Consider the following 21,394-nt stretch of genomic DNA (forward strand, 5'->3'; position numbering starts at 1 on the left):
TCATGACACAACCAATTAAAGTAACGATCTGGAATGAATATCAGCATGAGAAGCGCAATCCGAAAGTAGCAGAAATTTATCCGAACGGTATTCATAGTGCAATCGGCGATGGACTTGGTTCCTCGTTCGTAGTTCGTCACGCAACTTTGGATATGCCTGAGCATGGATTGACAGAAGAAGTGCTTAATGACACTGATGTATTGCTTTGGTGGGGTCATTTGGCACACGGAGATGTGGACGATGCGATTGTGGAACGCGTATACAACCGTGTTCTTCGTGGTATGGGACTTATCGTGCTGCACTCAGGGCATTTTTCAAAAATATTCAAGAAGCTGATGGGCACATCTTGCGACCTAAAATGGCGTGAAGCTAACGATAAGGAGCGTCTATGGGTTGTTGCTCCAGGTCACCCAATTGCAGAAGGCATCGGCGAATATATCGAGCTTGAAGCTGAGGAAATGTACGGTGAGCATTTTGATATTCCGCAACCAGATGAACTTGTATTCGTCAGCTGGTTCAGCGGTGGCGAAGTGTTCCGCAGTGGCTGCACGTACACGCGCGGCCAAGGGAAGATCTTCTACTTCCGTCCAGGTCATGAGACATATCCTACGTATCATAACGAACAAATTCAACGCGTCATCCGCAATGCAGTCGAGTGGGCGAAGCCGTCCACGCGCAGCTATCCGGCGTATGGCCATGCACAACCGCTAGAGCCGTTGAACGGTTAATAGATAAGCAATTCGATAACCTGCCTTCGATATAGAGGGCAGGTTATCTAGGTTGACGAATGTACTTTTATCATATTTCTATTCCTAGAGACTGGATGTGTGGAAGATGACAGCAAATATGGAACGCAAGCTGCGTGTAGGTGTAATTTCAACGGGAGGCATTTTCCGCGGTGCTCATATGCCCGCTTTTCTGGCCAATCCACATACGGAAATCGTCGCGGTATGTGATACGCATAAACCTTCCGCTTGTGCCGTAGCCGATGAAATCGGACAAGTCCGTGTGTACACAGAATGGGAAGAGATGCTGGAGCAAGAAGAGCTCGACATTATCGATATTTGCTCGCCTAACTATTTGCATGCACCATTGGCCATCGCGGCTTTGGAGCGCGGTCTGCATGTATTTTGTGAAAAGCCGGATGCGATTCATGCTGAAGAAGCTCTTCGTATGAAGGAAGCGGCGGAGAAGAGCGGCAAAGTACTTATGGTCATGCGTAACAACCGTTATCGCTCACGTCCGAAGTTCCTGAAGCAGTGGATTGCGGAAGGCGGTGCAGGTCACCTGTATACAGGCCGCTGTGGCTGGATACGCCGTAAGGGTATCCCAGGAAAAGGCGGCTGGTTTACGACGAAAGAGCTGTCTGGCGGCGGTCCGCTCATCGACCTTGGTGTTCATATGATTGACTTGTCGATGTGGCTCATGGGCAATCCGAAGCCGATTGCTGTAACAGGCGCGACATACAGTCACTTTTCTCAAGCGAAGATCGAAGGCGAATCCCGCCATGTTGAAGGCAATACGTATGATGTTGAAGACTTGGCAACTGGCTTTATTCGCTTTGATAATGGAGCAACGCTTCAAGTAGAGGTCAGTTGGGCTTCTCATATCGAGGAAGATGACGTATTTGTGGAAATGCGTGGTACCAAGGGCGGCTTCTCTATGCGCAATGAAACATTCAAGTTGTTTACCGATATCGGGGGCCAATCAGTCAATTCAGAACCACAAGTTCCAATTGGCGGCTGGGGTCATCAAGAAAATGTAAATCATTTTGTAGATGCTGTGCTTGGTTTAGTGGAGCCTGAGTTTACGCCAGATCAAGGCGTAGATATGATTCGTATCCTAGATGCGATGTATCAGTCAGCGCGTGAAGGCCGTGAAATTCGTTTGGACTAGGCGATCACAGTTATGTTAGTAATGTTAAAAGTTGTTTCAGATTCGGACATGCAGAAAGCTAGCCATTTGAGATAGGATTAGAAAATAGGAGACTGCTGCACAACGAGTTGCAAGGATTGGCTGCGACTTGTTCTGGGCAGTCTTTTCTTTTTGGATAGGCGACGAAGATGTGATGTGGAGGTTTTCGATTGTAAGAGAATGAATCGAGTAAGCACGGTTAACAAATGCTTCCCTAACAGGTACAATAGTGGAATAGCATGAGGCACATGCAGTGAAACTATGCGTGTTGCACGTATGATTCATATGCCGATTGCATGTCTATGGTTGTATTTTATTGAGGTGAATGAAAATGAAAGCATGGTATGAACAAAGCTTTGGTGAAGATTATTTGCTTGTATATAAGCATCGTGATATGCAGGGTGCTGTAGAGGAAGTTCAACGAATGGTGAGCTGGTTGGAACTCCCTGAAGGCGCTCATATATTGGATTTATGCTGTGGGATGGGGCGTCACTCGCTTGCACTTGCAGAAGCAGGTTATCAGGTGACAGGGATGGATTTGTCAGAGGTGCTGCTTCGTGAAGCGCGCCTTCATGACCAAGGAGAGCAAGTCGAGTTCGTTCATGGTGATATGCGTAAGCTGCCGTTTGACAATACGTTTGATGCGGTCGTCAACGTATTTACCTCGTTCGGCTATTTTGAGCGAGATGAAGAGAACGGTCAAGTTATTGCAGAAGTAAGCCGTGTGCTTAAGCCCGGTGCGCCATTCCTGATCGACTTTTTGAATCCTACCTATGTAGAAAATCATCTCGTTGCGGAGTCTGAACGTGTGGATGAAGGTAATCGAATTACGGAAACGCGTAAGATTGAAGATGGCTGTGTAAAGAAACACATCATGCTAACACATTTGGACACGGGTGAGGTTCGTCATTACGATGAGCGAGTTAAACTGTACGGTCGAGAGCCGTTTGAACAGATGCTCTCCGCAGCAGGGTTGCAGCTGGATGCCGTATTTGGCGGCTATGACGGGGCGCCTTACGATTCAGAGACATCAACAAGATTGATCATGATCGGGCACAAACGTTAACTCCTATACTCGCAAGCTCGATCGATTATTTATATATTCATACATCTGTATAGTAAGTGAGATCCCTAGACTTTAGTGGAAATAGAGAGGAAGTTGAGAGGATGGCAGAGGAGAAGCGTTGGCAAGGTCAAGCATGGGCTGAAAGTGAACATTGGAGTATTACCGTTTGGCAGGATGAGCATAAGCAGCTGGAACCTATTTATCAGATTCGCATACCGCTGCCCTTCTCGCTTCGATGGGTGAATGCTTATGCGATGCGTGAATCGGATCATACAGGATGGACGATTGTTGATCCTGGCTTGCGGACACCACAGGCAGAAGCGGCGTGGCAGGAAGTGTTGGACAAGTTGTCTATACATGTTGGCTCTCTACGTCAAATTATTTTAACCCACTATCATCCTGATCATTTAGGTATGGCAGGGATGCTGCAGCAGAAGTACGAGGTGCCTGTCGTATTGTCCCGCATTGGCTGGCAGCATGCTGTTATGCTATGGGGTGATGGTAATCAAATGGCACAGCGGATACAGCAGTTAATGCGTATGCATGGTGCACCTGAAGAGGTCATGGGGATGCTCGGGGAACATATGGATAGCTTTGAGACATGTGTAAGCCCGCTTCCAGAGGTTACATATATCAATGATGGGGATGAGCTTGTGTTTGGTGGTCGAACATGGGCAGCTATTGAAACACATGGTCATGCCCCCGGCCATATAAGTTTTTACAATAAAGAGCATGGTTTGCTCCTTGCAGGCGATCATGTGCTGCCGCAAATTACACCTAATGTAAGCTATATGCCGGGCAGCGATCCGCAGCCGTTGCTGTTGTATTTGGAAGGGTTAAAAAAGTTGTCGGGGTTAGAGGTGGAACTGGTATTGCCAGGTCACCGAAATCCGTTCTATCAGTATCACTCGCGTATTGATTATTTGCTTCAGCATCATGAAGAGCGCTTGGCTGAATGGCATGGAATGCTTGTGCGTGAACCGATGACGGCATATCAGTTATGTACACGCATCTTTGGGAATGTTGGGCGGCTTACGGTACACCAATTCCGATTTGCAATGGGAGAGACGCTGTCACATTTAATAGAGCTTGAACGCCGTGGACAGGTCAATTGTGAGCAGTCATTGGAGCCAGTTGGAGATGTACGTGTGTGGAGTGCTTGTACGCAGCGAACTGAGTGTACGATTAGTTAAAAAATGAACGATTATACTCAACAAGAAGGTTGTCCGTATTTGGCGCTATTACCAGTGCCTCGGACAACCTTCTTGTTTGATTTGCATGTATTTACATTTGTGAATTAGTTGAAATTAGCTTTCTAATTGTGCCTTTGTAGCAGCAGCTTGCAGCTCTGCTAGTTGACGCATATGCTCCATATCTTCCTCGCGCTCCGCTTGCTTGCGGTGAGCGATCCGGCTGCTCGCAGCAGCAGCGATTGCCCCGACAATATCATCCAAGAAGGTATGAATTTGGCCGTCACTTTTATCGTTTAGGCGTTCAAGGACACCGGCTTTCATTTTATCTACATAACCAAAGTTCGTAAATCCAATACTTCCATATACGTTAACGATAGAAAAAGCTAAAATTTCATCTACGCCGTACAGGCCCTCATCATTTTCCACCATCTCTTGCAGAACAGGGATGAGCTTGCCTTCCTCAGCCATCATATCTAGTTGAATACCTGTCAAAATGGCATTTTGTACTTCACGTTTGCGGAGCACTTGATCCACACTGTATTTGCAATAGTCTAATGTAAGTTCAGGGTAATACTTTTGCTGTAAGAACAAGACGAGCTCAGCAATATGTTCAAGCTCTATGCCTCGCTTCTTAAGTAAGTCTCTTGTCACCGATTCTACCAATTCGCTATTCAAACTGTATGGCTTTTTTGCATGGTTTTCTGTGCTCATGTAAGTCACCTCATTATATGTTCTTTCATGTATTACCGATTTATCCTACAAGTTAAGCATGCATCTTTCCAACAAAAATTGCAAATGTGGTCATGTTCCTGCTTGCTTGTTCGTATACATAGGACAAACAGGTGCGTTGACAGACTAGACTGTTTGTCGTGCGCATCACTACAGGTCAAGGAGGAATATATAACAATGAATCATGTATCTACCTCTGTATCTTCACGCTCCCGTATGTCGCGTCTTGGAATGTTGGCCGGTATACTAACGGTGACCGTTGGCTTGACTGCATGCGGTGGCGAAAGTGCTATCGATGCTCCTCCATTGGATGTGGAAATGCAAATGCTTCAGCAAATTGAAAACAATGCGAGCGGTGTGCAAGGGACAAGCATGCAAATTGGAGATGAACAAGCGAAGCCCAATATGACTGTGTATGCACGTGATCGTTATGGATATTTAGCCCCTATCGGGTATAAATGGGAAGCGAAGAGCAATGATGAGCTGGGCAAGGCGGCGCTGGAACTTCTTATTGAAGGCGGTGCTCATGCGGCGAAGCTGCCAGTGGATTTTAAGGCGACGATTCCTAAAGGAACTAAAGTGACACAGCTGTCGATTAAGCCAGAGCAGCAGCTTGCCATTGTAGAATTCTCCGATGAATTCCATCAATACAAAACGGAAGATGAGCGCAAGGTACTCGAATCTATCGTCTGGACGCTAACCTCACTGCCTGATGTGAAACATGTGCAATTATGGATGAATGGGCAGCGCTTAACGGCGATGCCAGTGGGGGATACACCGATTGATGGTCGTTTATCACGGAGCTTCGGAATTAATTTAGAAAGAGCGGACGGAGTAAGTGATATGTACTCCACGCCGGTTACCTTATATTTCACTGCTCTTACAGAGAAGGGGAAAGCATACTACGTACCGATTACAAGGTTGATTGCACCATCTACTGACCCGTTGACAGCAACGCTAGAACAGATGGTGGCAGGCCCGCTTAATCCTAATCAGCTGTCACGAGTGTTGACAGAAGAAACGAAGATTGGAAAGATTGAGCATAAAGGCGATCTTGTAACAATCAACTTGGAAGATACGATGTTTGAGCAGGGTGACAAGGTTCCGTCTGAGCTGATTAAAGCCGTTGTATTATCGTTGACGGAGCGTCCTGACATTGGTAAAGTTCAAGTGCTTGTTAACGGAGTTAAGGATATTAAAGGCACAGATAACAAAAACTACTCCGAGCCTGTATCCCGTGTAGAAGTGGATCCTGTTTGGAAAGGCTAATGTGGGACTTTTGACTGTAGCGGGCAGAGTCTCACATTTTGGATTACCAAAGATGCTTTTCATCCGTGACTTTGTTAAAATAGGAATGTTCTAACTAAATGGTGGTCATGTTGACGTAATGTAGGAGGCACAACAATGAGAAGCAACGGACGAAAGGCGGATGAGCTCCGCCCGATTACAATTCGTACGAATACGAATAAATATGCGGAAGGATCAGTGTTCATTGAAGTAGGCGACACGAAAGTTTTGTGTACGGCGACGGTTGATGAACGCGTTCCTCCCTTTCTTAAAGGACAAGGAAAAGGCTGGGTTACAGCTGAATATTCAATGCTGCCGCGTGCTACGCAAACGAGAAATCAGCGTGAAGCCAATCGTGGTAAATTAACGGGGCGTACAATGGAAATTCAACGTCTAATCGGTCGTGCATTGCGTTCGGTAGTAGATTTGCATGCGCTAGGTGAGCGTACCGTTACGTTGGACTGTGATGTCATTCAAGCGGATGGCGGAACACGTACGACTTCGATAACAGGTGCTTTTGTAGCGATGGCTATCGCGCTTAATAAAGTAGCTGAGCAGCATTCGTTAAAGAAGTTCCCTATTACAGATTTCCTCGCATCGGTAAGCGTTGGTGTTGTCGAGGAAAAGGCTGTATTGGATTTGAACTATGATGAGGATTCTACAGCTAAAGTTGATATGAACGTTGTGATGACGGGAAGCGGCAAATTCGTAGAGGTTCAAGGAACAGGTGAGGAAAGCCCGTTCTCACGTGCAGAGCTAAATGATCTGCTTGCGTTGGGTGAGAAAGGCGTGCTCGATATGATCGGGCATCAGAAAGAAGTGCTTGGAGCGATTGCAGACAAGATTACGGCTGCAGCAGCTTCCAACAAGGAGGCATAGGAGCTAATGCCTGTCGTGGGAGATACAATCCTTGTTGCAACACGAAATGCTGGTAAAGTGCGTGAGTTTACCCTTGCGTTTAGCGCTCTTGGGCTTCAAGTGAAGAGCTTGGCGGACTATCCTTTAATACCTGATGTAGAAGAAGACGGCGAAACTTTTCTTGAAAATGCGTTCAAGAAGGCGATGACCGTTGCTGAGGCGCTTCGAATTCCTGTGCTGGCAGACGATTCAGGTCTTGCTGTTGAGCGTTTAAATGGTGAGCCAGGTGTATATTCGGCCCGCTACGCAGGAGAGCATGGCAATGATGAAGCGAACAATGCCCTTCTGATCAACAATTTAAGATCATTAAAGGCTGACAGAGAGCAATACGTGCTGGCAGATGGGGAAGAAGCTGTAGGACTCAGTTCCGCGCAATTTGTTTGCGCGTTAGTGCTGTACGATCCGAACACGAAGCAGTCCTATGAAGCAGTTGGAACCTGTGATGGTGTCATCGTTGAACAGGCGCGGGGCAACTATGGGTTCGGCTATGACCCGCACTTCTACGTTCCGTCTTATGAGCGAACGATGGCAGAGCTGACTCCAGAGGAAAAACAACGCATAAGCCATCGCGGCGAAGCGTTGCGCCTATTGCTGCAGCGCTTGTCACTGGGTGTAGGACATTAATCTTTTCTTTAATGCCGATAATTCCGAGTGAAAAAGTATAAAATATTCCTTAATCCTATAGACATCTGATCCGTCTTCCGATAAGGTAGTATACATAAAGGCACCTTTGCAGCGTATATGTGTAAAGGTGCCTTTCTTCACATCAATATAATTCCAAATTGTGGACGGGGAAGGATGGTTTAAGATGAGTGAGGAGTATCAGTACGAATTGGAGACGCTAGCTATTCATGCGGGGCAAGAAGTGGACCCGGTAACACAATCGAGAGCAGTGCCGTTATACCAGACGACCTCTTACACCTTTAAAGACACCGACCATGCGGCCAATTTATTCGGGCTGAAGGAATTTGGCAATATTTATACACGCATTATGAATCCGACTACGGATGTATTTGAGAAGCGTGTGGCCGCATTGGAAGGTGGTGTAGGCGGCTTAGCGACAGCTTCTGGTCAGGCAGCAATTACATTTGCCATCTTAAATATTGCAGGGGCAGGAGATGAGATCGTTTCTTCCTCGACCTTGTATGGTGGAACGTATAATTTATTCGCCAATACATTAGCTAAGTTGGGCATTAAAGTTCATTTTGTGGATGCAAGTAATCCTGAAAATTTCCGCAAGGCCATTACTCCGAAGACGAAGGCGCTCTTTGCCGAGTCCATTGGAAATCCAAAAGGCGACGTGCTTGATATTGAAGCAGTAGCTGAAATCGCTCACAGCAATCACATTCCTCTCATCGTAGATAACACATTCCCTAGTCCTTATTTATTGCGTCCAATCGAACACGGTGCTGACATCGTTGTTCATTCTGCTACCAAATTCATTGGTGGTCACGGTACGACGATCGGTGGCATCATTGTTGATAGCGGTCGCTTTGACTGGGCTGCAACCGACAAATTTCCTGGTTTGACAGAGCCTGATCCAAGTTATAACGGCATTGTGTATACAGAGGCTGTAGGTTCTCTTGCTTATATTATTAAGGCTCGTGTTCAATTGCAGCGCGATCTCGGTGCGAGTTTATCGCCATTTAATGCCTTCTTGCTGCTGCAAGGTTTGGAGACCCTTCATTTGCGTGTAGAGCGTCATAGTGAAAATGCCTTAAAGGTAGCTCAATACCTTGAGCAGCATGAGGCTGTACAATCGGTAAGCTATAGCGGGCTACCGAGTCATCCTTCCTATGCGCTAGCCCAAAAATATTTGCCAAATGGCCAAGGGGCGATTGTGACATTTGAAATTAAAGGCGGAGTGGAAGCAGGCCGTAAAGTAATTGAGAACGTCAAGCTGCTCTCCCATTTAGCCAATGTCGGAGATTCGAAGTCACTCATTATTCATCCTGCGAGCACAACGCATTTACAGCTGTCAGCAGAGGAGCAATTGTCAGCCGGGGTAACTCCTGGACTGATTCGTTTATCTGTTGGTACGGAATCCATCAAAGATATTATTCATGACCTTGGTCAAGCGATAGCAGCTAGCCAATTAGCGCGTGTTTGATCCTTTGTTCTAAAAAAATGAAAGAGCCGCTTTCCCTGCAGGAGTTGCCTGCAAAAGGAAAAGCGGCTTTTTTGTCTAGAATCGAACTTGGATCTGATAGCTTCTCATCCAATAATCGATTTGCAGCAAATAAGCGAATAGCTGCGGTCCAGACATCAGTTGACCGAACCAAGGCAGATTGGAGCTGGCTTCTTCTGAAGCAGCGATACTGCGAATGCGATCAGCTTGAATAAACGTATGGAGAGGAGAGCTCGGGTCATCCAATCGTTGCAATACTTGCGTACGAACGGCATTGAGATAACTTGGATTATGCGTTTTTGGATAAGGACTTTTTTTGCGATATAAAACGTCATGCGGGAGCAGCCCTTCTAGTGCTTTACGAAGCAGTCCTTTCTCCCGATGACCATGTGTTTTAATGGACCATGGCACATTGAATGCATACTGCACTAAGCGATGGTCAGTATAAGGCACACGAACTTCAAGCCCAACACCCATGCTCATTCTGTCTTTACGATCAAGCAAAGTAGGCATAAACCTCGTAATGTTCAAATAAGACATTTTTCTCATTCGACTAGCTGCTTCATCTTCCCCGTTAAGTAGGGGAACCTCTGCGACAGCTTGGGAATAACGGTCAGCTGCATACTGTTCTCCCTTTATCGCGTCAGCAATTTCTGGCTTCAATAAGCTGGTTCTGAGGGGCACTGATAAGGCCCATGGGAAGGTGGAGGCTGATAATGCTTCTTCTCTGTGGAACCAAGGATAACCGCCGAATACTTCATCAGCGGCCTCGCCCGATAAAGCTACCGTGGCGTGCTTTTTGATTTCACGGCAAAATAAATACAATGATCCGTCAATGTCTGTCATTCCGGGCAAATCTCGAACATGAACGGCTGTTGTCAAAGAATCGACTAATTCGGGAGTATCAAATTTAATATAATGATGTTTTGTTTGCAGTTCTTCCACCATTCGCTGAATCCAAGGCTCATCCGCATTTGGTTGGAAACTATGTGCTTTGAAGTGTTTATCGTTGTCTACGTAATCGACGGAAAAGGTGTTTACCTGACCTAATCCATTCCGCTTGTGATGCAGGGCAGTCAGTGCGGTTAATGCGCTCGAATCAAGACCTCCAGACAGCAAGGTACAGACGGGAACATCAGATACAAGTTGGCGTTCTACCGTATCCAGTAATAGTTCTCTAACATGTTGAGCGGTCTGTTCCTCATTGTGCTCGTGTTCATAGCTTTCAAGCTGCCAATAGGTGGATGAACGGCTGCCGTTGTGATCATAGGTCAGCGTTTTTCCAGGCCGTAGTTCTCGCAGCTGCTTGTATATGCCATGTCCTGGGGTGCGGGCAGGACCAACGATAAAAATTTCTGCAACCCCTTCTGAACCGATAATGGGTGATATGTTAGGATGCTTCAGCAATGCTTTAGGCTCGGAACCAAAAGCAAACCAGCCCTCTCCTTCCGCATAGAAAAGGGGTTTAACTCCGAGTCGATCACGAGCCATAAATAGTCTCTGTTCGGTCTCTTCCCACACAGCAAAAGCAAAAATACCGTTTAAACGCTCTACACAGGCTTGCTTCCACTCGATGTATGCAACCAAAAGTACCTCTGTATCGCAATGGGTGCGGAACTTGTAACCTTTATGAAGCAGATCCTCCCGCAGTTCACTTGCATTGTAAAGTTCACCATTGTACGCAATTGCGTAAGTACCGCTTTCGTGATGAATGACCATAGGTTGGGCGCCATTCGTCGGATCAATGACAGCTAGTCTGCGATGGCCGAGTGCACATGAACCTGCAATCCAAATTCCTTTTGCATCTGGTCCCCTTGCTGTTAATGTTTCCGTCATTTGCTCAACAATGGCTGTATTATGGCTCGTGGCGAGGTCGCGGTTCCAATCGATCCATCCTGTTATTCCACACATAAGTTGTTCATCCTCTCTGCTCCGATACTACCGAGAAGACCGATGACCGAGCTGTCTATAAATCAAGGTAATATCATGGGTATGCAGGAAGCGGGATAAGATGTATGTCCATCAGGGGAAGCTAACAAAAAAGGAGGGGTGATGTGAGTCGTCATACGTACTATGTTTCGGTTCATGCGCGAACCGTGCTCCCTTATTCCACACAAGGCGATGAGTGGACCATTCATGCGACAGAGGATGAAGCAGCGGCACTTCTAGGTCAATTCTCCAAGCTGGAGGAGGCCGAGACAGAAGCGTTATACCGCGGGTTTAACCCAATCATCGATGTACCTGAGGTGGAACTTAATGCTCGTAGTCAACAAGTTGTTGATGATATTTACAACATCATAGCCAAGCTAGGAACGTCAGTCACGAAGCAAACTCTGTCCCAAATAAGGGATTGAGGAAGGGGGGAGAATAGCGGTGATTGATATTCAACAAGCTCATTTTAAAAAAACAACTACAGTCGACGGGAAATTGTGTGCAGAAGTTGAAATTATTCCTTTTGGCCGAACAGGGAATTTGCTTGCTTATGTAACTGCGATTCCAAATGGTGGCTACGAAATTGTTAGGGTGCTGCAGGCTCATGCAGGTGGAGATGCTGCACAAGTGGTGCCTGACGTTCATCAAGCGCTGGAGTCAGTGGCAGAAGAAGAATTTAGCGATGACACCTTTGGGTGCGACTGGAAGGCCAAGGCACATTTCCTTGATAATTTATTAGCTTGTCCTGAAGTGCGTTCCCAACTGGATTCCCTAAACGAGCAGTCATGATAATCATGATTGTACCTATAACTCATAACAGGAGGCATCACATATGACAGAATCATTTAAAGAGAACAAAGGAAATAAATATGCTCATCAACAAAATCATGCACATGATGTCATTATGAAAAATGTAAAGCATCCTGCGCAAAAAAATCCATGGGATGGCAGCAAGCGGGATAGCAGTAAAAAAGGATAGTCTAAACAGAAAACCGATTATTTTGGGCAGCAGGCGAAGCGTTGCGTTCATGAAAGAGGCTGCGCCTGTTGCCTTTTCATACCTATCAAAGCATTAATTTGCTTCCCGAAGAACTTTGACCCCCATAATGATGTTCCAGACAAATATAAAGAAAGACAGAATAGCTGCTAAAATCGTAAAACCAAGGCTAACAACAAATTCTCCACCGAACAGGGAAATGAATACGAATACGATAAAAACAAAAGGAAGTAGCTGAGAAATTAGGGCATAACCTGCATGCTTACGAGTATAACTATTATCGGCAATGAACAGTACGACAAGCGGTAACAGTACCCCTGCGAAAAAGATGCTGAAGTAACTTAAGGCGGCAAGTAAATGTTTGGAAGACAAAAGGATCACCTCTTTACTTTTTCTAAAAGTAGCATATGCGAATTAGGAACGTTTATTTTCTAGAGTTTACCCATTTTGGAGAGGTTGTAACAAAAGTAGAACTGTGAAAGTGATGGGTTCCAGAAGGGTTTGCATGTATAAATAAGCGCACATCTTGGAGATAAAACACAAAAAAGGAAGGGGAAGCCCCTCCCTTAGTCTATTCCGTTTATTTTCCATGCACCTTTTTTATTACAAGAAATAAAATAAACGGAATATCCTTCGATTACTTCGTTTGTTTTTAAACTTCTGGAAGTTCTTTTTATTGCCACGTATCCTTGAGTTTGTTTCATATCCCTGAACTCGTGCAATTCATTCTTTAGAACTTCGTATGAAGGAAGTCTGTAATCTTGATTATGAAATAATTTTTTGAAGTTCGTTTCGTCTTTGTTGTTTACATACTTAGCGTGCAAATTAACGAGCTTAATCATTTCTTTTTCGGTGCCTTCATATTTACTTTCGTCAAGAGGAGTAAATTGAAATTCAGTTTGTACTGGAGTTGAAGGCTTTTCTCCTTGTACCTTCTCGATTGATGGAGTAGTTTCTTTTTGACTACAACCGCTCAATAAGACAACAGCAGCAATAGCGGCAGTGCATAGCCTTTTCATAAAATTTCCTCCTATACTGCGGCTAATAATGCTCAATAATAGAGGGTTGATTTTAAGCCAGGGAATAGCTTGTGTAGAAAATGTGTAAAATGATTTCAGTTTCTATCGTTTTCAAACGTGATGTTCTGGGTAAGGTATAGATATAAAAAATCCCCAGAACCCTTGGTAAATAAGGATTTCTGGGGATTTGATGTATGAATCAATCTGCGTTAAAATTAAATAACTGGCGTCCCAGGAGGGATTCGAACCCCCGACCGACGGCTTAGAAGGCCGTTGCTCTATCCTGCTGAGCTACTGGGACAAATAATAACAACATCACTGATAATATCAAAAAATGAGAACTGATGCAACAGTTTTAGCTATCTTTTTTTCTTTCAATTTGTTACAAATGCAAAACAGTGTAATGTCAGCAGTGTCCCAGTGTATGGTATAATGAACAAGCCCGACAATGAAGAAGGGGACCATGTGGCCTGAACAGCTGACTAGCTGACAAGAAGGTAGGTGCTACTTATTACGGAACATAATCAATCGAAACCGAATGTCGTATTGTTTCCAAAAACGTACGAATATTATCAAATGGAATTGACGCGTATGCTTGAGTCTGAGCGTTATGCCGAGGCTGTTGCGTTGTTAAAGTTCCTATTGCAATGCAGTGGAGACAATGAAGAGAGCCGTGTAGAATGGCAAGCGCTGCTCGAATGGCTGCTGCAAGCTTTCCCATACCTGCAAGATGAGACAGAACAACCTTCTATACATAATATTCAACAAGCGGAAGAAGATGTGTCTGAGCAAGATGTGATTCGCTCACAAGTGTTAGAGAAACAGCAAATGGATGAGCAATACATAGCGAAGATGCTTGAACGGTTGCAGGAAACTCCCTTTGATGAAAGAAAATGGTTCATATTGGAGCAACTGACCGTGGCAGAAGATGCTAACTTAAATGATGAACTGATCTATTTGTTGGAAACGAAGAAACTGCATCCCATTGTTCAGTTCGGGATTTTACAGACACTTTGCAAGCGAGGAATGACAGGTGCTGTTACCTTCTATCGTGGGAGTGAGCAGTGTGTAGTAGATATTGAACATACGCCTCTCGATTATGCCTCATATCCTTCAGCCATATTAGCGCCAGCAGAGCGGGTGCATGAGGTTGTTGCGCTTCGTGAACCATCAATTGCCTACTTCGCTCAAGAAATATGGCATCAATTTATAAAGGCTATCTATGGTACGTCGCAGTATGAGCAATTGCGTAGTGGCACAGAGGCTGAGGCGAATGCTTGGGCTGCTGCACTTCATCGTATAGTAGCTGGGCTGCTTCAACTTCAAGAGGAAGAATCGGTAGTAAAGCAAATTTATCATATTAACAGTGATTCACGTATCGTTTATGAACAGGCATTACGATCGTTGGCTAAGTCGTTTCGAGCAGAATCTTGACGAATTATAGCGATGCTTGACAACACAGCTTTAGGCACACATAATGGCAAAGGTGTTGCCTTGAAAAACACTATAGCTTCGGCTATAATGTAATGGTTATTTCAAGAACGTGTAAGCTATGATCTAGCTATGTGATCTTTTTGGAGGGGAAGGCATAAAATGAAAGCAACTTGGGAAAAAATAGAGAGTAACGTTGGTGTCCTTGAAGTTGAAGTTAACGCAGAGCGCGTAACAGAAGCTTTGGATCAAGCATTTAAGAAAGTTCAGAAGCGTGCAAGCGTTCCTGGCTTCCGTAAAGGTAAAGTGCCTCGCACAATTTTCGAAGCAAAATACGGTGTAGAGAGCCTCTACCAAGACGCAATCGACATCTTGCTGCCTAAAGCATACGCTGAAGCAGTAAAAGAAGCGGCGATTCAACCTGTAGATCAACCAGAGGTTGATGTTGAGCAATTCGCAAAAGGCGAAACGTTCAAGTTCAAAGCTAAAGTAACTGTAAAGCCTGAAGTAAAATTGGGCGACTACAAAGGTCTTAACGTGGAGCAGCAATCCGCGGAAGTAACAGAAGAAGATATGAACGCTGAATTGGAGCGTTTGCAACAGCGTCATGCTGAGCTTGTAATCGTTGACGAAGATACTGCGAAGAGCGGTGACACAGTTGTTATCGACTTCGAAGGATTCGTTGATGGTGAAGCATTCGAAGGTGGACAAGCAGAGCGTTACAGCTTGGAGCTTGGTTCTAACTCCTTCATTCCTGGCTTCGAAGACCAATTGGTGGGTCTTGGAACTGGCGACTTCAAAGATGTTGAAGTTACATTCCCAGAGCACTACCATGCTGAGAACCTTGCAGGCAAGCCTGCTTTGTTCAAAGTAAAATTGCATGAAATCAAGCGCAAGCAGCTTCCAGTATTGGATGATGAGTTCGCTAAAGATGTGAGCGAGTTCGAAACGCTTGATGAGTACAAAGCTGATTTGAGCAAGCAGCTCCAAGAACGCAAAGATCGTGAAGCACAAGCAGCACGTGAAGCGGCAGTAGTTGAAGCAGTATCTGCTAAAGCTGAAGTTGAGATTCCACGTTCCATGATCGAATCCGAGATTCAACACATGGTTAAAGATCTTGACAACCGCCTGCGTATGCAAGGTATGAACATGGATATGTTCTTGACTCTTTCTGGCCAAACAATTGCTGATCTTCGTGAGCAAATGCAGAAAGAAGCAGACGTTCGTGTTAAAAACAACCTCGTTCTTGAGCAAGTTGCGAAGGCTGAAAGCCTAGCTATCTCTGATGAAGAGCTAGCAGAAGAGCTTGAAAAGATGGGACAAGCTTACCAACGTCCTGCGGATGAAATCCGTACGATCTTGGAAAAGAACGGTACTATCAACAACCTTCGTGAGGAAGCGCTGCTTCGCAAGACAATCAAGTTTCTTGCTGACAACAACTAATCACATACAAGCCGAGGGTTAAACCTCGGCACAACATGACAAGGCACGTCAATCACGTATTGCGTGCCTTGTTTTTCCTCCTTTTTATAGGCGCTTCTCCTAATGAGTATGTATAGCGTCTTTTATCATATCGTTTGACTCCATTGAAAACAGTGTACATATTTAATAGGTTCTTGGTTCATGAACAAACCACGAATATTGCTGGATGTTCCGCCAGCTGAGCGATTCCTTTGTACTTTTGAGGATTGAGACTAAATACATAACATAGCGTCATACACTGTAATAATGGTGTGCATATGACATTGATTACGGAACGTGATAAAATAAGCTAGTATAGCCTGATAAAGAAAAGAGGTCGGTACCATGAATTTGATTCCTATGGTCATCGAGCAGACCAATCGGGGCGAACGCTCATATGACATTTACTCCCGATTACTGAAAGACCGCATCATCTTCCTAGGAAGCGCAATTGATGATGATGTTGCTAATAGCATTATTGCTCAATTGCTGTTTTTGGAAGCAGACGATCCAGAAAAGGATATTCACTTATACATCAACTCACCAGGTGGTTCAGTTACAGCTGGGCTTGGTATATTGGATACAATGCAACATATTAAGCCTGACGTATCTACGATCTGTGTGGGGTTGGCTGCAAGCATGGGCTCATTGCTGCTTACAGCAGGAGCGCCTGGTAAGCGTTTTGCGTTGCCTAATGCCGAAGTAATGATACACCAACCGCTTGGTGGTGTTCGAGGGCAAGCTACAGATATTAAAATTCATGCGGATTGGATCATTAAGACGAAGCAGAAGCTGAATCAGATCTATGTTGACCGTACAGGCCAGCCGTATGATAAGATTGACCGCGATACAGATCGCGATTACTTTATGAGTGCGGATGAAGCAAAAGAATACGGCCTTATAGACGCTGTAATTCATTCCGGCACGGCTTTGAAGTAAGGAGGGAAGCGCATTGTTCAAATTTAACGAAGAAAAAGGCCAGTTGAAATGCTCCTTTTGCGGCAAGTCTCAAGAACAAGTACGCAAGTTGGTAGCGGGTCCTGGTGTATATATTTGTGATGAGTGTATCGAGCTTTGCAATGAAATTGTAGAAGAAGAACTCGGTCACGAAGAAGAGGTAGATCTTAAAGATATTCCAAAACCAAAGGAAATTCGTGGGATTCTTGATCAATATGTTATTGGCCAAGATCAAGCGAAGAAATCTTTGTCTGTTGCAGTGTATAACCACTACAAGCGCATTAACTCCCAGAGCAAGATTGAGGATGTAGAGCTGCAAAAGAGTAATATTTTGCTCGTTGGTCCTACTGGTTCTGGTAAGACGTTGCTTGCGCAAACGATGGCTAAGATTCTTAACGTGCCATTTGCTATCGCAGATGCAACTTCTTTGACGGAAGCAGGCTACGTAGGTGAGGATGTTGAGAACATCCTGTTGAAACTTATCCAAGCTGCGGACTACGATGTTGAGAAGGCAGAGCGCGGAATCATTTACATCGATGAGATTGATAAAGTTGCTCGTAAATCCGAGAACCCATCTATCACTCGTGATGTTTCCGGTGAAGGCGTTCAGCAGGCATTATTGAAAATTCTTGAAGGTACGGTTGCATCTGTTCCACCGCAAGGCGGACGCAAGCATCCACATCAAGAATTCATTCAAATTGATACAACAAATATTTTGTTCATCTGCGGTGGTGCGTTTGATGGCCTAGAGCAATTAATCAAGCGCCGCGTAGGTAAGAAAATTATCGGTTTCAACGCAGCAGAAGGCGGACAAAAGGATCTCAAGCCGGGTGAATATTTGTCCATGACGTTGCCAGAAGACTTACTTAAATTCGGTCTAATCCCTGAATTCGTAGGTCGTCTACCGGTAATCTCCACGTTGGAGCCGTTGGATGAAGAAACGCTTGTACGTATTTTGAGCGAGCCTAAGAACGCTTTGACGAAGCAGTATCAGAAGCTGCTGGAAATGGACAATGTGAAGCTTGAATTCGAAGCAGGTGCATTGGAAGCTATTTCTCGCGAAGCGATCAAGCGTAACACGGGTGCACGCGGACTACGTGCGATTATTGAAGGGATTATGCTGGATGTCATGTATGAAGTGCCATCCCGTGAAGATATTACAACTTGTGTAATTACAGAGCAAGTTGTGCGTGAACGAATCATTCCGGAACTAACAACGGAACAGAACAAAAAGGAAGAGAGCGCATAATAACGCTTGAATCTAGCAGGGGCAGCCGCCTGTACAGCGAGTTTGAATGTAAATAGGTGGTTGTCTCAGCTAAAGCGCCGCTAGGCGCTTTTCCGTTGTTATCCGAATTGGGAGAGAATAAACATGTATCTACGACATCAGACGAGACCTGTACAAGTCGGGAATGTAACGATTGGTGGTAATAACGAGGTCATCATTCAAAGTATGTGTACGACGAAGACGGCAGACGTTGAAGCGACCGTTGCTGAAATTCTCCGATTGGAGGAGGCAGGGTGTCAAGTCGTACGCGTTACCGTGAACAATGAAGAAGCGGCAGATGCGATTAAAGAAATTAAGAAGCGTATCAATATCCCGCTTGTTGCGGATATTCACTTCGATTATCGCTTGGCGCTTAAGGCGATTGAAAACGGCATCGACAAGGTACGTATCAATCCTGGTAACATTGGCCGTCGCGAGAAGGTTGAGGCGGTTGTAAAAGCGTGTAAAGAACGTGGAATTCCGATTCGTATCGGTGTAAATGCCGGTTCGTTGGAAAATCACTTGTTAGAAAAATACGGATACCCTACGCCTGAAGCTATGGTTGAAAGTGCATTGTTCCACATTGGCATTCTGGAGGAGTTGGATTTCCACGATATTATCGTCTCCTTGAAAGCTTCTGATGTGCCGATGGCAATTGCTGCTTATTCCAAAGCTTCCGAGGTAATTAAGTATCCGCTTCACTTGGGGATCACTGAAGCAGGAACATTGTTCTCAGGTACATGTAAGAGTGCCGCAGGAATTGGGGCGCTGCTGTCATTGGGATTGGGCTCAACCGTTCGTATCAGCTTGAGCGCAGATCCGGTGGAGGAAGTAAAGGTTGCGCGTGAGATTCTCAAGTCGTTTGGCTTGATTTCAAATGCAGCTACGCTTGTATCCTGTCCGACATGTGGACGCTTGGATATTGATTTGTTCTCCATTGCTAATGAAGTGGAAGAGTACATTGCAAACGTTAAGGTGCCGATCAAAGTATCCGTGCTTGGCTGTGCTGTAAATGGTCCTGGTGAAGCGCGTGAAGCTGATATCGGGATTGCTGGTGCAAGAGGGGAAGGATTACTGTTCCGCTATGGCCAAATGATTCGCAAAGTACCTGAAGCTGATATGGTTGAAGAGTTAAAAAAGGAAATTGACATTATCGTAGCCGAATATGAGCGTACAGGTAAAATCCCTGGGCGTGATAGACACTAACAGATGCGGGTGCATTGCGCGCCCAGTCTGCTAGAGGACAGGCCGTACACTGTAAACTACAGTTGTACGGCCTGTTTATTTGGTTAATTTTGTTGATGACAAGGTGTTTCTGGTATCATTTGTTAGGTTAATTAACATATGTAGCGCCGTAATAGGAGTAAAAAAGTACACAGAAAAGCACATACTAAGGGGTATCTTCTGCTTCTAAATTAAGCTAAACATCAAGACATGCATAAATTTAACGATGTATTCCAAGAAAATGATGCCAAATGATTAAAAAATTCTATCATAAGTATCACTTTTATTTATTTTACTTTATTAAAGGATCAGGTAAAATTAATTTATTAGTTATGTTAAGAAAGTTAACATATACCTGATTCATCAAGAATGTCATCGAGAGAAAGGGTGCGATATATGTTAGATACTTTGGAATCATGGATTGTTCTATTTAATGATAAGTGGTACCTCATGCTGATCTTTATTCTCGTCGGCGCAGGACTTTGGTTTTCTTTCAATACTGGTTTCATTCAAGTACGAACCGTTAAAGAAATTTTCCGTCTATTCAAGGTTCGTGAACGAAACCCTAATGATGATGAAGAAGATACGACAACGCCTAATAAGAAAAAAGGTGTATCCTCTTTCCAAGCCTTTGCGATGAGTACAGCATCCCGAGTTGGTATTGGTAACTTAGCTGGCGTTGCGATTGCCATTAAGACAGGTGGTCCTGGTGCAGTATTTTGGATGTGGGTTATTGCCATCATCGGAGCTTCATCTGCATTTATTGAGTCTACACTAGCTCAAGTGTACAAAGTAAAAGACGGGCAGGCATTCCGCGGTGGTCCAGCTTACTATATGGAAAAAGCGCTTAATGCGCGCTGGCTGGGTGTTGTGTTTGCTGTTCTAATTATGATCACTTATGGCTTTGTGTTTAACTCGGTGCAGGCGAATACAGTAACAGCTGCTTTTAGTGATTTGTTCACGATTGAACCGATTACGATGGGGATTATTCTAGCTGTTATTACGATGATTACGATCTTTGGCGGAGTACAGCGTATTGCAAAAGTATCTGCTACAGTCGTACCGATCATGGCATTAGCATATATCGGAATAGCACTTTATATCGTTGCAGTGAACTATACACAAATTCCTGCTGTATTTAGCTCCATTATTATGAATGCATTTGGTTGGGAAGAGGCAGTTGGCGGCGGTATCGGTGCTGCAATCATGAACGGTATCAAACGAGGCTTGTTCTCGAATGAAGCGGGTATGGGTAGTGCGCCGAATGCGGCAGCAACAGCGACTGTAAGTCATCCAGTTAAGCAAGGTATTATTCAATCCTTCGGTGTATTTGTGGATACATTGCTTGTATGTAGCTCGACTGCATTTATTATCTTGTTCTCTGGTGCACATTTGTCTACAGAAACAGATGGTATTCAGTTGACTCAAGTTGCACTCGCATCACAAATTGGTCCATGGGCAGAATACTTTATCGCATTTGCAATCTTCCTGTTCGCGTTCACGTCCTTGATAGGTAACTACTATTACGGGCAAAGTAACATCGAGTTTATTACAAAGAAAAAAGGCTGGCTGTTGACGTACCGTATTGTTGTAGTGGCAATGGTGCTCGTTGGATCTGTCGCAAAAATTTCTTTGGTATGGAACTTGGCAGATACGTTTATGGGCTTCATGGCATTTATTAACCTTATCGCTATTTTGCTGCTTGGTAAGGTGGCATTCAAAGTGTTGGAAGATTATAATCGTCAACGCAAGGCTGGAAAAGAGCCTGTATTCTATGCGGACTCGATCCCTGGTCTTAAAAATACGGAATGCTGGGAGCGCAAGAAAGCATAACGAATTGAAACCATTACAATTTCATATTTCATCGTGTG

General features: G+C 44.7%; 21 protein-coding genes and 1 tRNA gene. 17 read left to right on the top strand and 5 right to left on the bottom strand.

Going from position 1 to position 21,394, the window contains the following annotated elements:
- The first annotated feature begins 2 nt into the window (after positions 1–2).
- The 4 genes from FPZ44_RS22255 (at position 3) to FPZ44_RS22270 (ending at position 4,173) form a co-directional block, all read left to right on the top strand.
- The gene (locus FPZ44_RS22255) at positions 3–728 is read left to right on the top strand and encodes a ThuA domain-containing protein (protein ID WP_144994072.1); all 726 of its coding nucleotides are present in this window, start codon (positions 3–5) and stop codon (positions 726–728) included.
- 106 nt (positions 729–834) lie between these two features.
- Positions 835–1,896 carry a Gfo/Idh/MocA family protein gene (locus FPZ44_RS22260; RefSeq protein WP_144994074.1) on the top strand — a complete coding sequence of 354 codons (1,062 nt, stop codon included), beginning with the start codon at positions 835–837 and terminating at the stop codon, positions 1,894–1,896.
- Positions 1,897–2,245: 349 nt separating this feature from the next.
- Complete coding sequence (locus tag FPZ44_RS22265) at positions 2,246–2,980, top strand: class I SAM-dependent methyltransferase (RefSeq protein ID WP_186786190.1); 735 nt, start codon at positions 2,246–2,248, stop codon at positions 2,978–2,980.
- Positions 2,981–3,081: 101 nt separating this feature from the next.
- Positions 3,082–4,173: an MBL fold metallo-hydrolase gene (locus tag FPZ44_RS22270; protein ID WP_144994078.1), complete on the top strand. Its 1,092-nt coding sequence runs from the start codon at positions 3,082–3,084 to the stop codon at positions 4,171–4,173.
- A 114-nt stretch (positions 4,174–4,287) separates the two neighbouring features.
- Here FPZ44_RS22270 and FPZ44_RS22275 read toward each other — a convergent pair whose 3' ends face one another.
- Positions 4,288–4,884: a phosphatidylglycerophosphatase A family protein gene (locus tag FPZ44_RS22275; protein WP_144994080.1), complete on the bottom strand. Its 597-nt coding sequence runs from the start codon at positions 4,882–4,884 to the stop codon at positions 4,288–4,290.
- 195 nt (positions 4,885–5,079) lie between these two features.
- Between FPZ44_RS22275 and FPZ44_RS22280 the strand changes: the two genes are divergently transcribed.
- The 4 genes from FPZ44_RS22280 (at position 5,080) to FPZ44_RS22295 (ending at position 9,217) form a co-directional block, all read left to right on the top strand.
- A complete protein-coding gene (locus FPZ44_RS22280) occupies positions 5,080–6,171 on the top strand; it encodes a GerMN domain-containing protein (RefSeq protein ID WP_144994082.1) in 1,092 nt (363 codons plus the stop codon).
- Between the two features lie 135 nt (positions 6,172–6,306).
- On the top strand, positions 6,307–7,068 hold the full coding sequence (gene rph / locus FPZ44_RS22285; RefSeq protein WP_144994084.1) for a ribonuclease PH: 762 nt from the start codon (positions 6,307–6,309) through the stop codon (positions 7,066–7,068).
- A 6-nt stretch (positions 7,069–7,074) separates the two neighbouring features.
- Positions 7,075–7,731 carry an RdgB/HAM1 family non-canonical purine NTP pyrophosphatase gene (rdgB, locus tag FPZ44_RS22290; RefSeq protein ID WP_144994086.1) on the top strand — a complete coding sequence of 219 codons (657 nt, stop codon included), beginning with the start codon at positions 7,075–7,077 and terminating at the stop codon, positions 7,729–7,731.
- Positions 7,732–7,915: 184 nt separating this feature from the next.
- Positions 7,916–9,217 carry a homocysteine synthase gene (locus FPZ44_RS22295; RefSeq protein ID WP_144994088.1) on the top strand — a complete coding sequence of 434 codons (1,302 nt, stop codon included), beginning with the start codon at positions 7,916–7,918 and terminating at the stop codon, positions 9,215–9,217.
- A 75-nt stretch (positions 9,218–9,292) separates the two neighbouring features.
- Here FPZ44_RS22295 and asnB read toward each other — a convergent pair whose 3' ends face one another.
- The gene (gene asnB / locus FPZ44_RS22300) at positions 9,293–11,146 is read right to left on the bottom strand and encodes an asparagine synthase (glutamine-hydrolyzing) (RefSeq protein WP_144994090.1); all 1,854 of its coding nucleotides are present in this window, start codon (positions 11,144–11,146) and stop codon (positions 9,293–9,295) included.
- A 143-nt stretch (positions 11,147–11,289) separates the two neighbouring features.
- On the opposite strand from asnB, the gene FPZ44_RS22305 reads away from it, so the two are divergent.
- From FPZ44_RS22305 to FPZ44_RS26575, 3 genes are read left to right on the top strand one after another with little or no spacing between them, the layout of a single operon-like run.
- Entirely contained in the window at positions 11,290–11,589 is a 300-nt protein-coding gene (locus FPZ44_RS22305; RefSeq protein WP_144994092.1) for a hypothetical protein, read from the top strand.
- Between the two features lie 19 nt (positions 11,590–11,608).
- Complete coding sequence (locus FPZ44_RS22310) at positions 11,609–11,956, top strand: carboxypeptidase (protein ID WP_144994094.1); 348 nt, start codon at positions 11,609–11,611, stop codon at positions 11,954–11,956.
- Positions 11,957–11,999: 43 nt separating this feature from the next.
- A complete protein-coding gene (locus FPZ44_RS26575) occupies positions 12,000–12,146 on the top strand; it encodes a hypothetical protein (protein WP_186786191.1) in 147 nt (48 codons plus the stop codon).
- 93 nt (positions 12,147–12,239) lie between these two features.
- On the opposite strand, the gene FPZ44_RS22315 is transcribed toward FPZ44_RS26575, so the two are convergent.
- The 3 genes from FPZ44_RS22315 to FPZ44_RS22325 all read right to left on the bottom strand — a co-directional run bounded on the left by FPZ44_RS22315 (position 12,240) and on the right by FPZ44_RS22325 (position 13,484).
- Positions 12,240–12,536 carry a magnetosome magnetite crystal formation protein family gene (locus tag FPZ44_RS22315; protein ID WP_144994096.1) on the bottom strand — a complete coding sequence of 99 codons (297 nt, stop codon included), beginning with the start codon at positions 12,534–12,536 and terminating at the stop codon, positions 12,240–12,242.
- A 194-nt stretch (positions 12,537–12,730) separates the two neighbouring features.
- A complete protein-coding gene (locus tag FPZ44_RS22320; protein ID WP_144994098.1) occupies positions 12,731–13,183 on the bottom strand; it encodes a hypothetical protein in 453 nt (150 codons plus the stop codon).
- Positions 13,184–13,407: 224 nt separating this feature from the next.
- A tRNA-Arg gene (locus FPZ44_RS22325) sits at positions 13,408–13,484 on the bottom strand.
- A gap of 200 nt (positions 13,485–13,684) precedes the next feature.
- Here FPZ44_RS22325 and FPZ44_RS22330 point away from each other — a divergent pair.
- From FPZ44_RS22330 to FPZ44_RS22355, 6 genes are all read left to right on the top strand, one after another.
- Positions 13,685–14,617 carry a hypothetical protein gene (locus FPZ44_RS22330; RefSeq protein WP_261378486.1) on the top strand — a complete coding sequence of 311 codons (933 nt, stop codon included), beginning with the start codon at positions 13,685–13,687 and terminating at the stop codon, positions 14,615–14,617.
- A gap of 159 nt (positions 14,618–14,776) precedes the next feature.
- Positions 14,777–16,057, top strand: a complete 1,281-nt coding sequence (tig, locus tag FPZ44_RS22335) for a trigger factor (protein ID WP_144994100.1) — start codon at positions 14,777–14,779, stop codon at positions 16,055–16,057.
- Positions 16,058–16,420: 363 nt separating this feature from the next.
- Entirely contained in the window at positions 16,421–17,014 is a 594-nt protein-coding gene (gene clpP, locus FPZ44_RS22340) for an ATP-dependent Clp endopeptidase proteolytic subunit ClpP (RefSeq protein WP_144994102.1), read from the top strand.
- A 13-nt stretch (positions 17,015–17,027) separates the two neighbouring features.
- Complete coding sequence (gene clpX / locus FPZ44_RS22345; protein WP_144994104.1) at positions 17,028–18,281, top strand: ATP-dependent protease ATP-binding subunit ClpX; 1,254 nt, start codon at positions 17,028–17,030, stop codon at positions 18,279–18,281.
- Positions 18,282–18,404: 123 nt separating this feature from the next.
- Complete coding sequence (gene ispG / locus FPZ44_RS22350; RefSeq protein ID WP_144994106.1) at positions 18,405–19,505, top strand: flavodoxin-dependent (E)-4-hydroxy-3-methylbut-2-enyl-diphosphate synthase; 1,101 nt, start codon at positions 18,405–18,407, stop codon at positions 19,503–19,505.
- 414 nt (positions 19,506–19,919) lie between these two features.
- Complete coding sequence (locus tag FPZ44_RS22355; RefSeq protein ID WP_144994108.1) at positions 19,920–21,356, top strand: alanine/glycine:cation symporter family protein; 1,437 nt, start codon at positions 19,920–19,922, stop codon at positions 21,354–21,356.
- The last annotated feature ends 38 nt before the right edge of the window (positions 21,357–21,394 follow it).

Source organism: Paenibacillus agilis (assembly GCF_007786455.1).
Classification (GTDB): Bacteria; Bacillota; Bacilli; order Paenibacillales; family Paenibacillaceae; genus Paenibacillus_B; species Paenibacillus_B agilis.